The following is a 12,935-nucleotide window of genomic DNA, read 5'->3' on the forward strand; positions in this document are numbered from 1 at the left end:
CGAGGTGGTCATGAAACCCGTCGCCATCATCGGCGCCGGCCCGGCCGGTATCCGTGCCGCACAGACCCTGGTCGCCCACGGCATATACCCCGTCCTGCTGGACGAAGCCACTCGCGGTGGCGGGCAGATCTATCGGCGCCAACCGGCCAACTTCAAGCGCCCGCCAGCCAAGCTCTATGGCTTTGAAGCGTCCAAGGCCAACGCCATCCACCAGACCCTCGACGCGTTGCGTGAACAGCTCGATTACCGTCCCGACACCCTGGTGTGGAACGCCGAGGCCGGCCTGCTCGATACCTTGCATGAAGGTCGCACCGCGCGCCTCGAGTACGCCAGCGTGATCGTCGCCACCGGCGCCACCGACCGGATCCTGCCTGTACCGGGGTGGACCCTGCCCGGGGTGTACAGCCTGGGCGCGGCGCAGATCGCCCTGAAGTTCCAGGGTTGCGCCATTGGTGAACGGGTGGTGTTCGCCGGCAGCGGTCCGTTGTTGTATCTGGTGGCCTATCAATACGCCCGGGCCGGCGCCAAGGTGGTCGCGGTCCTCGACAGTTCGCCCTTTAGCGCCCAGGCTCGTGCCCTGCCCGGCTTGCTGGCACAACCGGTCACCCTCGCCAAGGGCCTCTACTACCGCGCCTGGCTAACCGCCCGCGGCATCGCCGTGCATCAAGGCGCGAGCCTGGCGCGTCTCGATGGAGAACGCCGGGTGCAGTCGCTGCAATGGCACGACGCAAGCGGCGAACACACCCTCGACTGTGACGCGGTGGCGTTCGCCCATGGCTTGCGCAGCGAAACCCAACTGGCCGACCTGTTGGGTTGCGAGTTTGCCTGGAATGCCCTCAACCGCGCCTGGCTGCCACGACGGGACCACGCCGGGCGCAGCAGCGTGCCGGGGATTTACCTGGCCGGTGACGGCGCCGCAATCATGGGCGCGGACGCGGCTGAAATGGCCGGTGAACGGGCGGCCCTGGCCTTGCTCGAAGACAGCGGCTACTCCACCGACCCACAACGTTGCACGCAACTGGAACAAGCCCTTGAACGCATCGGTCGGTTCCGGGAAGGCCTGGAGCGCGCGTTTGCCTTTCCTGAACGCTGGGCCGCCGATGCGGCCGATAACCTGATGATTTGCCGCTGCGAAGACGTCCGCGCGGGTGACATCCGCCGGGTGGTGGGCGAAGGCCATTGGGAGATCAATCGGGTCAAGGCGCATTGCCGGGTCGGCATGGGTCGTTGCCAGGGTCGGATGTGCGGTGCCGCGGCAGCGGAAATCATTGCGCGCGAAAGTGGCCGCACCATTTCCGACATCGGCCGCTTGCGGGCCCAGGCGCCGGTCAAGCCAGTGCCGTTCGGCCTGGAGGTCGAGCCATGATCGAAGTGGATGTGGTGATCATTGGCGGTGGCATTATCGGCGCCTCGGCCGCGTTGTTCCTGAGCAAGGCCGGCCGCCGGGTGGCGCTGCTGGAGCGCGACTTCTGTGGCTCGCACTCCAGTGGCGTGAACTACGGCGGTGTGCGACGCCAGGGCCGGCCATTGTCGCAACTGCCCTTGTCGCAACGAGCCCATGAAATCTGGAGCCAGTTGCCCCAGTTGATCGGCATCGACGGTGAGTACCAGCGCAGCGGTCATCTCAAACTGGCCCGCAGTGCCGATGATCTGCAAGCGTTGCGCGACTACGCCGCCAGCAGCCAGGGCTTTGGCCTGGATTTGCAGTTGCTCGATCAAGAAGAACTGCGGGCTCGCTTTCCGTGGGTCGGTGCTGTCGCGGTCGGGGCATCGCTGTGCCCGGATGACGGCCATGCCAATCCGCGCCTGGTCTCACCAGCGTTTGCCCAGGCCGCTCGCCGACATGGCGCGCAAGTCCATGAACAATGCACCGTCAGTAACGTTGTGCACGACGGCCAGCGCTTTGCCGTAAACACCGCGACAGGTCTGACCTTCCACGCGCCCTGGCTGCTGAACTGCGCCGGAGCCTGGGCCAGCCAGTTCGCCGCGCAGTTCGGCGAAGCGGTGCCCATGCATGCAGGGCACCCGGCGATGCTGGTCACCGAGCCCTTGCCCTTGGTCATGGACGCCAGCACCGGCGTCGAGGGGGGCGGTATCTATGCCCGCCAGGTCGCGCGTGGCAACTGTGTGCTGGGGGGCGGCCAAGGTTTTGCGTTGGACGCTGCTCGCGCCCGCCCCGGCCAGAACGCGGTGATCGAGATCCTGCGCCAGGCTGTCGAGCTCTATCCATTCCTGGAGGGCGCCCAGGCGATTCGTACCTGGAGCGGCACCGAAGGTTACCTGCCCGATCGCCAGCCGGTGATCGGCCACAGCAGCACCCAGTCTGGTCTGTTGCACGCGTTCGGCTTTGCCGGCGCGGGTTTCCAGATCGGCCCGGCGGTGGGCCAGGCGCTCACCGAGATCATCTGCAGCGGGGCTTCGAGCACGCCGCTGGATGCGTTTTCCATCACCCGGTTCCACTCCATCTCCGTTGCTTGATAGAGGAAGGTCGCGCCAATGAATAACGTCAAACGCAGTGCACTGTTCGGTTTCTGCTCGCTGGGCTCCGCTTGCCTGGGCGCCCTGCTCCCGGTCACCCAGGCGTTGGCCGAGCCGACGCTTTACCTGGGCATGAATGGTGGAACCATGGAGCGGCTTTATGCCGACAAGGTCTTGCCTGCTTTCGAAAAAGCCAACAACGTCAAAGTGGTCATCGTACCGGGCACCTCAGCCGATATCCTGGCGAAGGTGCAGGCCAGTAAAGGCAACCCGCAGATGCACGTGATGTTCCTGGATGACGGCATCATGTATCGCGCCATCGCCATGGGGCTATGCGACAAACTCAAGGACAGCCCGACCCTGGCGCAGATCCCGGCCAAGGGGCGCATCAAGGATCAGGCCGTGGCCGTCAGCCTCGGGGTGACGGGGCTGGCCTACAACACGCGGCTGTTCAAGGAAAAAGGCTGGAATACGCCCACCTCATGGATGGACCTGGCCGATCCACGTTTCAAGGATAAAGTGGTGTTCCAGTCGATGGCCTCCTCCACATTCGGCCTGCACGGTTTCCTGATGTTCAACCGGATCCAGGGCGGCAGCGAAACCGATGTCGAGCCGGGCTTCAAGGCCTGGCCAAACACGGTGGGGCGCAACGTGCTGGAGTACATCCCCAGCTCGGCGAAGATATCCGAAATGCTGCAGACCGACGAAGCCGCCCTGTTCCCGCTGACGCCGACCCAGGTGACCGCGTTGAAACTCAAGGGCATGCCGGTCGAATACGCCCAGCCGAAGGAAGGCGCCGTAGTGCTCAACGTCGCCGAATGCGCCATCGCCCAGAACACCCAGCCGGAACTGGCGCAAAAGCTTGCCGCGTTCCTGCTGACACCTGAAGCCCAGGCCATTGCCCTGGAAGAAGGCGACCAGATCCCCTCCAACCCCAATACCCCGACCACCGACAAGACCCGCGGCCAGGTGGAGGCGATGAAGCAATATCTGGAAACAGCGATTGCCGTGGATTGGGACCAGGTCAACGAACAACGCCCGGCCTGGAACGCGCGGTGGAACCGCAGTATCGAGCGCTAGGGCGATCGATTGTGGCCAAGGGAGCAACACTGTTGCTCCCACAGATAAATCCCCTCGCCACAGGGTTTTGTGTTGGGCTGATTATTGGTTAACTGTCTGGCTTCGGACCTTGCGCCCGCCCCTTGATCAACAGCGAACCCCGCCATGCACACCCTCGCCCAACTGCGCACCGGCCAGCTCTCAGGCATCACCCGACTGGACCTGGCCTGCGGCTTGACAGAGTTTCCCCAGGAAATCTTCGACCTGGCCGACTCCCTCGAAATACTCAACCTCAGCGGCAATCAGTTGGACACGCTGCCCGATGACCTGCATCGGCTGACACACTTGCGCGTGCTGTTCTGTTCGGATAACCGCTTCACAGAACTGCCCGAATGCCTGGGCCGTTGCAGCGCGTTGACCATGGTCGGTTTCAAGGCCAACCGTATCGAGCGCGTCACTGGCGCCTCGCTACCGCCGCTGCTGCGCTGGCTGATCCTGACCGACAACCACGTCAGCCAATTACCCGATGAACTGGGCCAACGCCCACACCTGCAAAAACTGATGCTGGCCGGCAACCGTCTGCAGCAATTGCCGGCAAGCCTGGGCCAGTGTCATCGCCTCGAACTGCTACGCATCGCCGCCAACCAATTGACCGAACTGCCGCAATGGTTGCTGCAACTGCCAAGCCTCAGTTGGTTGGCCTACGCCGGCAATCCGCTGGAAGCCCAAGCCGAAGCGGCCGCCCTGGCTGCCACGACGCCCATCGACTGGGCGCAGTTGCGCTTGCAACAACAGTTGGGCGAAGGCGCATCGGGAGTGATTCACCAGGCGCTCTGGCAGCCGCCCGGCCAAATTGCCCGAAACATTGCAGTGAAGCTGTACAAAGGCCAGATGACCAGCGACGGCTCGCCCCTGCATGAGATGCATGCCTGCATCACTGCCGGTCGACACCCGAACCTGATTGACGTGCTGGGCCAGGTTGCCGGGCATCCCGAGCAACAGGCCGGACTGGTGATGGCGCTGATCGCGCCCAGCTACCGTAACCTCGCCGGGCTGCCGAGCCTGGCATCATGTACCCGCGACGTGTATGCCGACGAGCTGCGCCTCAGCGCCCCAACAGCCTTGCGTATCGCCCACGGCATCGCCTCGGTGGCCGCGCACTTGCACCGCCAGGGCATCACCCATGGGGATCTGTACGGACACAACATCCTGTACAACGACCAAGGCGATTGCCTGCTGGGAGACTTTGGCGCGGCGTCTTTCCACGCCACCACGGACAACGGGCAAACCCGCGCACTGCAACGCATCGAGGTGCGAGCCTTCGGGATTCTGCTTGGGGAATTGCTGGCGCGGATCGAGCCGGGGCTCAGTGCTGTGGACCTGGCAGCGCTGCAGGATCTGCAGGCGCGCTGCTGTCAGCCGGATGTGCTGGCGCGGCCAGAGTTCGATGAGATTGAAAGGTTGCTGAGCGAGTTCAAACACATCGACTAAACCAGCCCCCCAAACTAACAGGCACGCCGCCTATTGTGGTGAGGGGATTTATCTGTGGGAGCAAGGCTTGCCCGCGATGCGGACACCTCGATTTCTCAGAGACCGCGTCGTCTTCATCGCGGGCAAGCCTTGCTCCCACAGAGTGAACCGCACTCAGGGATAAATTCCCTCGCCACAGGGGGTGTAGTGCTTAACCGGCCAACCCGACAAACATGTCCTGCACGTCGTCATGGTTATCGAGGCCTTCGAGGAAAGCTTCGACTTCAGCCATCTGCTCATCGGTCAGGCCGCTGACCGGGTTTTTCGGCTGGTAGCCCAGTTTGGCCGACAACACGGTGAAGCCCTGCTCCGGCAACGCCTTCTGTACGGCATCGAGGTCGGCAGGGTCGGTGAGAAACAAGGTCGCGCCTTCTTCGCCCGGCTCGAAATCCTGGGCACCGGCCTCGATGGCGGCCATTTCCGGATCGGCGTCCGGGCTGTCCGGTGCGGCTTCAATCATGCCGACATGGTTGAAGTCCCACGCCACCGAACCCGAGGCGCCCAGTTGGCCCTTGCGGAACGCGACGCGAATTTCGGCAACGGTACGGTTGATGTTATCGGTCACGCATTCAACGATCAGCGGCACCTGGTGCGGCGCGAACCCTTCATAGGTCACGCGGTGGTACTGCACAGTCTCACCGAGCTGGCCAGAACCTTTCTTGATCGCACGCTCCAGGGTCTCGCGGGGCATCGAGGCCTTCTTCGCTTGTTCGACCACCAGGCGCAAGTGCGCGTTGGTAGCGGTATCAGCGCCGTTACGCGCGGCAATGGTGATTTCCTTCACCAGTTTGCCGAAGATCTTGCCCTTGGCGTTGGCAGCCGCTTCTTTGTGTTTAACCTTCCACTGTGCGCCCATTACTCACTCTCTTGTCTGACGCGCCGAGACATCTGCCGGCCGGCGCTGTGGCGCAAGTTTATACGGCCTAAACCGGCTGATCGACCAAAAATTCACCCTGCTGGATCGACATTTTCACAGCGTGTTGTAGGGCTTTTCTGAAACAGCGACTCACACGCACCGTTCTCCGTCACGGTTTCGTACCCTCTGCGCCTCTCTCCCAGCCAGTAGGAGCTGCGATGCGCAACGACACGGAAAGTCCCTTCAGCCTGACACTCACGCAAAGCGACTTGCAATTGCAAGTATTGCGGTTCAATGGCCGCGAAGCCCTCAACCAGCCGTACCGCTTCGACCTCGAACTGATCGGCCTGGCCCCGCCGATAAACCCCGACCTGCTATTGGGGCATCCGGCCTTCCTGCGCCTGGACGGCGAATCGGGGGTCCATGGGATTGTCCACAGCGTCAGCCTGAACGCCCAGGCGCCGCAGCTCATTGTCTATCGCCTGACACTGGTTCCCTACCTCCAGCAACTGGAACAAGGCCCGCGGCGCCGGGTTTTCCATCAGCTCAGCGTGGTGCAGGTGCTGCAACGCCTGTTGGAAGAACACCCGCTACCCACCGACAGTTACCGTTTCGAACTGCCCCATGGGCAGTATCCGTGTCGCCCGTTTTGCATCCAGTACGACGAAAGCGACCTGACCTTCCTGCAACGACTGTGCGAGGAGGAAGGCATCCACTACCACTTCGAACACGCCCCCCATGGCCATGTCCTGGTGTTTGCCGAAGACCCGAAGAGCTTCCCCGCGCGCGCCATCGAGCTGCCCCTGCGCCCGAGTGACAACCTGCTACCGGCCATCAAGCGCCTGTATTTGCGTCACCACTCGCGGATACCTGGCCTACCCGTCGGCTTCAGCGACCGGGCCATGCCTGAAGCCGGGGCCACGGCGGCGAATCACCTCCTTGAACAGATCGATCACGAAGCCATGCGCGGCGACCCGGCCTTGGCTCACCGTTACCAGGCCGGACGCCGCCACCTTGAACGACTGCGCTGTCGGCAGCGGGAAATCCATGGCCACAGTACCCAACCTGCCCTGCACGGCGGCGACATCGTACAGGTCTGCGAACACCCGGTTGCCACCTTCAACGATCAATGGCTGATCACCGAGGTCCAGCATCGCGGGCGGCAGTTTTCGATCCTGGAGCCGGACTTGCCCGCCACACCGTCGGCCCGTGACTACCGCAACCGGTTCACCGCCATTCCATGGTCCACCGTATTCAGGCCGGCCCTCAAGCATCCCAAGCCCTGTATCCCCGGGTACCACCTGGCACACGTACTCGGCCGCACCGGCCAGCCAGCCAGGCCCGATGAACGCGGCCAGGTGAGTGTCAGCCTATGGGCGCCGGACCAGGAAGGCATCACGCTACCCGTATCGCGACTGACGCTGGGTGACAGCCCCAGCCTGATGGCCGGCAGCGAAGTGCTGGTGAGTTTTCTCGATGGCGACCCCGACCGCCCGGTGCTGTGCCCGGGGGCTATCGATACCGGTGCCGGACAAACCGCCGCGCCACCGAAACCGCCCCGTGGCAATCATGATGCCGGGCTGCTGTTGGACTGGCTGCTGAACCCGCCGGACTTCACTCCCTGACTCATCTCTGTGGCTTCATCCCGGCAAAACTGATCTGGCTCATGCAAACCCAGCGAAACGGGCTTACAGTAAACAGACAACGCCGCTCTAGACGGCGCTCTACCCTGATTGTTGGAGATACCCGCAATGCCCTGGAAAAACTCAGAAAGCCGCTACAGTACCGTCACGGTGACCTTGCATTGGTTGATGCTGGTTCTGCTGGCGGTGGTCTATGCCTGCATCGAGTTCCGGGGGATTTTCCCCAAGGGCAGCGGCGGCCGGACCCTGATCAAGGAAGCGCATTTCATGCTCGGCCTGACCGTGTTCGTACTGGTCTGGCTGCGCCTGTTCGCCCGCAGCATGGGTAAGGCACCGGCGATTTTCCCGGCCTCGCCTGCGTGGCAAACCTTCCTCGCGCGCCTGATGCACTGGGCGCTGTACCTGTTCATGATCGCCATGCCGCTGCTGGGCTGGCTGATCACCAGCGCCGAAGGGCATCAGGTGATGTTCTACGGTTTCGATTTGCCCTTGCTCGTCGATCAGGACAAGGATTTCGCCAAGCAACTGGAAAGCTGGCATGTGCTGGGCGGCACCATCGGCTATTGGTTGATTGGCCTGCATGCCTTGGCGGGGCTGTATCACCACTATGTGGTACGCGACAACACGCTGTTGCGGATGATGCCCAAACGCGGCTGATCGCTGTTATTCGAACCCTCGGCGGCCTTGCAAGCCGCCGGTGTGGACGAAGATCAAGCGGGTGCCTGGGGCAAACCCTCCGGCCTCGACCCGCGCTTTAAGCAACAGCAAGGCTTTGCCGGTGTACAACGGCTCCAGCTCGATGGCCGCCGTGGTTTCGATGAAATCGGTGAGTTCACCATCGACCCGGGCGAAACCGCCACGGCTGCCGTCGAACAGTTCATAAAGCGCACTGCAAAGGCCCGCTTCCCCCAGGATGCTTTCGACTCGCTGCGCCACGCCATGGTCCTGGGGCACCGCCAGTACGCCATAGACCGGGCGCTGCCCGGCTTCGGCCAACACCAGCCCGGCCAGTGACGTTCCGGTGCCGCAGGCCAGCCACCAGCCGTGATAATCCGCCCATCCCAACGTCGCCAATTGTTCACGGACGCTGGCCGCCCAAGCCATGCAACCTTGTGCACCAGGTAATCCTGAGCCGCCTTCGGGCACCGGATGCAAATGTGGATAGCGGATCTGCCACGACTCCCAGAAATCCGCTGCGTGCCGCTCTCGGTATCCGCCATAACCCAGCCAGTGCAGGTCCATGCCAAGGGCTTTCAGGTCGCGCACCGTCGGCGTGTCCTGGGGGTGCCCACGCAAGAGCCCCGCCGTGGGAAAGCCGAAACGCTTGCCCGCCGCCGCCAGTGCATGCAAATGATTGGAATAGGCCCCACCCAGGCTCATGATCCCCTTGGCACCGACCTCATGGGCGGTGCGCAAATGATTGACCAGCTTGAACCACTTGTTGCCGCTGATCAGCGGGTCGATCCGGTCCAGGCGCAACACTGCCACTTCAACACTGGCACGGGCGAGCCAGTCCAGATGAAGGGGTTCAAGTCGGGGTTGGGGATGCCAGTCGAGGGCGGGAAGCAGCATGGCGGCAGGCCGGACAGGAAGACGCCGGTATCTTAACAGCTGGTCGCAGACTCCCTGACGTCGAAAAACCTGTGGGAGCGAGCCTGCTCGCGATAGCGGTGGATCAGCCAGCGCTTCTGAAACTGACTAACCGCCATCGCGAGCAGGCTCGCTCCCACAGGGGATCCGGGTGATACGGGGCGTGAACCTTACAACTGCGCCGCCAACCGCGAACCCTGGTTGATCGCCCGCTTGGCGTCCAGCTCCGCCGCCACGTCGGCACCGCCGATGAGGTGAACGGTCTGCCCCGCGGCTTCCAGTCCTTCCTGCAATTCACGCAGCGGATCCTGGCCGGCGCAGATCACGATGTTGTCCACGGCCAGCACTTGTGGCTCGCCGGTTTCGCCGATGCGAATGTGCAGGCCGTCGTCGTCGATCTTCAGGTACTCGACGCTGTTGAGCATCTGCACCTGCTTGTTCTTCAGGCCCGTGCGGTGAATCCAGCCAGTGGTCTTGCCCAGGCCGTCACCGACCTTGGAAGTCTTGCGTTGCAGCAGGAACACCTGGCGCGCCGGTGCGTGTGGCTGGGCCTTGATCCCGGCCACGCCGCCGCGGGCTTCGAGCCGGGTGTCGATCCCCCACTCCTTCCAGAACGCCTCACGGTCCTGGCTGGTGGCAACGCCCTGATGCACCAGGAATTCCGACACGTCGAAGCCGATACCGCCGGCACCGATCACCGCGACACTGCGGCCCACCGGCTTGCGCTCCAGGATCACGTCCAGATAACTCAACACCTTGGCATGCTCCACCCCGGGAATCGCCGGCACACGCGGCGCGATGCCCGTGGCGAGGATGATCTCGTCGTAACCGCCGGCCACCAACTGCGCCACATCCACCCGGGTGTCGAGGCACAACTCGACATGGCTGGTCTGCAATTTGCGCTTGAAATAGCGCAGGGTTTCAAAGAACTCCTCCTTGCCTGGCACGCGCTTGGCGATGTTGAACTGACCACCGATTTCGCTGGCCGAATCGAACAGTGTCACCTGATGCCCACGCTCGGCCGCCACCGTGGCGGCGGACAACCCGGCCGGGCCGGCACCGACCACGGCGATTTTCTTCACCTGGGTCGCCGGCAAGTAGTTGAGTTCGGTTTCGTGGCAAGCCCGTGGGTTGACCAGGCAACTGGTGAGCTTGCCGCCAAAGGTGTGGTCCAGGCACGCCTGGTTGCAGCCGATGCAGGTGTTGATTTCATCGCTGCGCCCTGCGGCCGCCTTATTGACGAACTCCGGGTCGGCCAGGAAAGGCCGCGCCATGGAGACCATGTCGGCATCGCCTTCGGCCAGGATCTGCTCGGCCACTTCCGGAGTGTTGATGCGGTTGGTGGTGATCAGCGGAATGCTCACCGAACCGCGCAGCTTGGCCGTGACCTTGCTGAACGCCGCCCGTGGAACCTTGGTGGCGATAGTGGGAATTCGCGCTTCGTGCCAACCGATACCGGTGTTGATAATCGTCGCGCCGGCCTGCTCGATGGCCTTGGCCAACTGGACGATTTCGTCCCAGGTGCTGCCACCTTCCACCAGATCGAGCATCGACAGACGAAAGATGATGATGAAATTCGGGCCTACCGCCTCGCGTACCCGACGCACGATTTCCACCGGCAGGCGCATGCGGTTTTCATAGCTGCCGCCCCAGCGGTCGGTACGGTGGTTGGTGTGGGCCGCCAGGAACTGGTTAATGAAATAACCTTCCGAGCCCATGATCTCGACGCCGTCGTATTCGGCCTTCTGGGCCAGGACCGAGCAGGTGACGAAATCGCTGATCTGCTTCTCGATCCCCTCTTCGTCCAGCTCCTTGGGCTTGAATGGGTTGATCGGCGCCTGGATCGCGCTCGGTGCCACTTGCTTGGGGCTGTAGGCATAGCGCCCGGCATGGAGAATCTGCATGCAGATCTTGCCACCAGCCTCGTGTACGGCCCGGGTAACGATCTGGTGCTTGAGCGCCTCTTCTTCAGTGGTCAGCTTGGCCGCGCCGGAGTAAACACCGCCCTCGTCGTTCGGCCCGATCCCACCGGTGACCATCAGGCCCACACCGCCCCGGGCGCGCTCGGCGAAATACGCCGCCATGCGTTCGAAGCCGCCCGGCTTCTCTTCCAGGCCGGTGTGCATCGAGCCCATCAGGGTACGGTTGCGCAACGTAGTGAAACCCAGGTCCAGCGGGGCCAGCAGGTGCGGGTAATGAGAGGCGGTCATCGGTAACTCCACAACGGGCGATCACGGAAAAAAGCGCAGGCTCTGCGGCTTGCGTCTGTCATGGCCCACAGCGTAAGAGGCAGAGTTCGGGCGCTCAATGACCGTAACTGACAACTTAATGATCCAAATGTGCAGGACGCCGCTCAGTCGTGCGTGACTCTCAGCCGGATACGCCAGTCCTATCAACGCAGGTCCAGGTGCTCAAACCAATAATAACGTTAACAACACGGTTGTCCTTGCATGCATCCCCAACGAAAAATGCTGCACAACGAGTTGCACGCCCGCCCGTCGTTGTATTTCGACGAACCGGCCCATGTCTTCCACCTGGCGTTTCTGGGTGACACCGCCCAGTGCAACGCACTGCTCGAGCGACTGTGCCCTGATACCGTCGCCGCGCAGGCCGCACAGGGCATCACCCGCCTGGAAGGACATCCGCTGAAGTGGGAACGCCACGCCGAGTTCTTCACGCTGACCCTGGTCGTGCCGGCCAGCAGCAATGAGTTGCAATGGACGACGCTGCCCGAAAGCCTTGCCCGAGGTATCGAAGGTCACGCCCAGCACCTCATCAATGCCGTTCAGGTGGTGGTGCGCGCAGAAGCCGGTCTCGACCTGCCCAGCTACGGTTTCAAGGACCCTTGCGGCTCATGCGTGGGCGGTGGCGATGCGGTGGTCTGGAGCGATTTTCGCCTGACCGAGGACGGCACCAATCGCCTGCTGTTCATCAACCGACGGCTCAATGCGTATCGCCAGGGCCGCATGATCCGGCGCCTGCTGGAAATCGAGACCTACCGGATGATGGCGTCCTTGTCGCTCAGTACCGCCAAGGCACTGGACCCGCAACTGAACGAATTCGATCGCACCCTGGTGAGCCTGTCCGAACGCAACGCCAATGCCAGCGGCGTGCATGCCAAGGCGCTGCTGGAGGACATCGCCCTGCTGTCTCGCCAGGTGGTCAGCAGCACGGTCAGGAATCGCCACCGCTTCAGCGCGACCCGCGCCTACGCACAACTGGTGTTCGAGCGCCTGGGGGAGTTGCGTGAAAGTCACCTGGGGGATTGTCAGCGGCTGGGGGTCTTCATCGAACGGCGTTTCAAACCCACGGTGCGCTATTGCACTGCCACCGAACAGCGCCTCGAACAACTGGCCATGAGCGTCGCCAACCTGGGCGACTTGCTGCAAGCACGCGTACAGGTCGAAATGGAGGACCAGAACGCCGAGATCCTGCGCAGCCTCAATGCGCGTGCCGATGCACAGATCAAGATCCAGCGCGCGGTGGAAGGCCTGTCGATCATTGCCATCACCTACTACCTGATCAACCTGTTCAAGTTGGTCTATAGCGGGCTGCATACCTTGGGCGCAAACCTCTCGGCCCGCGAAGCCTTGCTGGGCATGACACCGCCAGTGCTGTTGATCATGCTGCTGATTCTGATCAGGATCAGGAAGGCGAAAAGTCATTAGCGCGCCTTGCCAGCGCGGATGGCGTCCAATAGCTCCATGGACGCCGTTGCGCTTGCTTGCCGTGAGTACAAATCAGCGCCCGCCCTTCGCTAATCCCTTGTTTTACCGTAC

General features: G+C 62.8%; 10 protein-coding genes. 7 read left to right on the forward strand and 3 right to left on the reverse strand.

Features of this window, described 5'->3' with window-relative positions:
- The first annotated feature begins 10 nt into the window (after positions 1–10).
- The 4 genes from GN234_RS08125 (at position 11) to GN234_RS08140 (ending at position 5,028) form a co-directional block, all read left to right on the forward strand.
- Positions 11–1,366 carry an FAD/NAD(P)-dependent oxidoreductase gene (locus GN234_RS08125; RefSeq protein WP_176688242.1) on the forward strand — a complete coding sequence of 452 codons (1,356 nt, stop codon included), beginning with the start codon at positions 11–13 and terminating at the stop codon, positions 1,364–1,366.
- Complete coding sequence (locus GN234_RS08130) at positions 1,363–2,478, forward strand: NAD(P)/FAD-dependent oxidoreductase (RefSeq protein ID WP_163854589.1); 1,116 nt, start codon at positions 1,363–1,365, stop codon at positions 2,476–2,478. The genes GN234_RS08125 and GN234_RS08130 overlap by 4 nt, the downstream gene beginning before the upstream one ends.
- An 18-nt stretch (positions 2,479–2,496) precedes the next feature.
- Positions 2,497–3,558, forward strand: a complete 1,062-nt coding sequence (locus GN234_RS08135) for an ABC transporter substrate-binding protein (protein ID WP_176688243.1) — start codon at positions 2,497–2,499, stop codon at positions 3,556–3,558.
- 144 nt (positions 3,559–3,702) lie between these two features.
- Entirely contained in the window at positions 3,703–5,028 is a 1,326-nt protein-coding gene (locus GN234_RS08140) for a leucine-rich repeat-containing protein kinase family protein (protein WP_176688244.1), read from the forward strand.
- 190 nt (positions 5,029–5,218) lie between these two features.
- On the opposite strand, the gene GN234_RS08145 is transcribed toward GN234_RS08140, so the two are convergent.
- The gene (locus GN234_RS08145; protein WP_003199952.1) at positions 5,219–5,923 is read right to left on the reverse strand and encodes a YebC/PmpR family DNA-binding transcriptional regulator; all 705 of its coding nucleotides are present in this window, start codon (positions 5,921–5,923) and stop codon (positions 5,219–5,221) included.
- Between the two features lie 218 nt (positions 5,924–6,141).
- Between GN234_RS08145 and GN234_RS08150 the strand changes: the two genes are divergently transcribed.
- Both GN234_RS08150 and GN234_RS08155 read left to right on the forward strand, forming a co-directional pair.
- On the forward strand, positions 6,142–7,548 hold the full coding sequence (locus GN234_RS08150; protein ID WP_176688245.1) for a type VI secretion system Vgr family protein: 1,407 nt from the start codon (positions 6,142–6,144) through the stop codon (positions 7,546–7,548).
- A gap of 126 nt (positions 7,549–7,674) precedes the next feature.
- The gene (locus GN234_RS08155; protein ID WP_109751649.1) at positions 7,675–8,223 is read left to right on the forward strand and encodes a cytochrome b; all 549 of its coding nucleotides are present in this window, start codon (positions 7,675–7,677) and stop codon (positions 8,221–8,223) included.
- Between the two features lie 6 nt (positions 8,224–8,229).
- On the opposite strand, the gene GN234_RS08160 is transcribed toward GN234_RS08155, so the two are convergent.
- Positions 8,230–9,138, reverse strand: coding sequence for a 1-aminocyclopropane-1-carboxylate deaminase/D-cysteine desulfhydrase (locus tag GN234_RS08160; RefSeq protein ID WP_176688246.1), 909 nt, complete (start codon positions 9,136–9,138; stop codon positions 8,230–8,232).
- Positions 9,139–9,326: 188 nt separating this feature from the next.
- Positions 9,327–11,366, reverse strand: a complete 2,040-nt coding sequence (locus GN234_RS08165) for an oxidoreductase (protein WP_176688247.1) — start codon at positions 11,364–11,366, stop codon at positions 9,327–9,329.
- 240 nt (positions 11,367–11,606) lie between these two features.
- Here GN234_RS08165 and GN234_RS08170 point away from each other — a divergent pair, with 240 nt between their 5' ends.
- On the forward strand, positions 11,607–12,824 hold the full coding sequence (locus tag GN234_RS08170; protein WP_176688248.1) for a DUF3422 domain-containing protein: 1,218 nt from the start codon (positions 11,607–11,609) through the stop codon (positions 12,822–12,824).
- Positions 12,825–12,935 lie beyond the last annotated feature (111 nt).

This window comes from Pseudomonas bijieensis (assembly GCF_013347965.1).
GTDB lineage: Bacteria > Pseudomonadota > Gammaproteobacteria > Pseudomonadales > Pseudomonadaceae > Aquipseudomonas > Aquipseudomonas bijieensis.